The sequence below is a fragment of the Shewanella sp. 11B5 genome, assembly GCF_002836795.1.
In the GTDB taxonomy this organism is placed as follows: domain Bacteria; phylum Pseudomonadota; class Gammaproteobacteria; order Enterobacterales; family Shewanellaceae; genus Shewanella; species Shewanella frigidimarina.
Genome location: NZ_PJAP01000150.1, coordinates 1 through 1170 on the forward strand (window position 1 = coordinate 1; position 1170 = coordinate 1170).

The 1170-nt window shown below is 42.8% G+C and carries 2 protein-coding genes; both read left to right on the forward strand.

Annotated elements, in window-relative coordinates:
• On the forward strand, positions 1–776 hold a 776-nt coding region (locus CXF78_RS01255), incomplete at its 5' end, for an FAD-binding protein (protein WP_219622047.1).
• Positions 777–879: 103 nt separating this feature from the next.
• Positions 880–1155, forward strand: a complete 276-nt coding sequence (locus CXF78_RS01260) for a cytochrome c3 family protein (RefSeq protein WP_257984794.1) — start codon at positions 880–882, stop codon at positions 1153–1155.
• Positions 1156–1170: the final 15 nt, after the last annotated feature.

Here is a 1170-nt window from a genome sequence, read left to right on the forward strand (position 1 = left end):
GACTCGATGCTTCCATGTCTAATACCAATCAACCAGGAGGTTCTGCTCAAGGACTTAAAGAAGTATTGCGCGCTGGTGGTGCCCCTCATCAATTATCAATTATCCAAATAGGCCCTTGGGCCTCTCCAGATGAGCATGGTTATGGGGATTCTCCCGATTATTCACCTTTTGCTGGCTATACGCATGGTATCGCAGTTGATGTGAATACTGGTGAGCGATTCTTGAATGAAACGGGTGATCGTAATATCCGAGCTAAAAACATTACTAATATTTTAGACAAAACACCTGGCGTTTATCCTGTTCTATTCTGCGATTCTATTGGTCACAATGATCCCGGTATTCCGGCAACTCGACGCCGTCGTATTATAAAATCTGGAACAGTGAAGGAGTTTGCGACGTTAGAGCAGATTGCAAAACATTACGGTATCCCAGTCGCCCCTTTCCTAAAGCAAGTAGAACGTTACAACGCTTCAGTAAAAGCTGGAGTAGACAAGGATTTTGGAAAACTTGTTTCTCGATTAAAGCCAATAAGCACCGCGCCATTCTATGCTCAGCGTGTGAGTAACACCATCCATTACACAGAAGGGGGAGCTTACATTAATGAAAATGCATCAGTATTATCGCTAGAAGGCGAACCTATTCCAAATTTATATGCTGTTGGTGAGGTTTCTTCAGGTGCCCACGGAGCTGGTCGTTTAGGTGGATGCGGTACCGCAGACCCTATGGTGATGGGTCGTATCGCAGCAAAACATATTGCAGCAAAAGCAAAAGCATAAGGACTTAGTGATGATATTCAACAAACTAACACTCTCTATTTGCATCATTATTTTAATGTTGTCGACGGCTTACGCTAAAGATATGAGCCAACATCATAAAAAAATGGAACTCAGTTGCAAGGATTGTCACGCTAGCGGCCAAAAGGTAATTCCAACCAAAGAGGCCTGCTTAACATGTCATGGTCCACTCGATGAACTAAGAGATGCTGCAAAACAACCTGAAAGTGAGCTTTTTCGGGATACAAATCCACATTATTCACTCCACTATGGTGATGGACTAGAATGCTCCGCCTGTCATAGTGAACATAAGCCCGCCAAGATTTATTGCAACACTTGCCATCACAACTTTGAATATCCTGATTTTCCAACCAATAAATAGAATGATTAACTATCC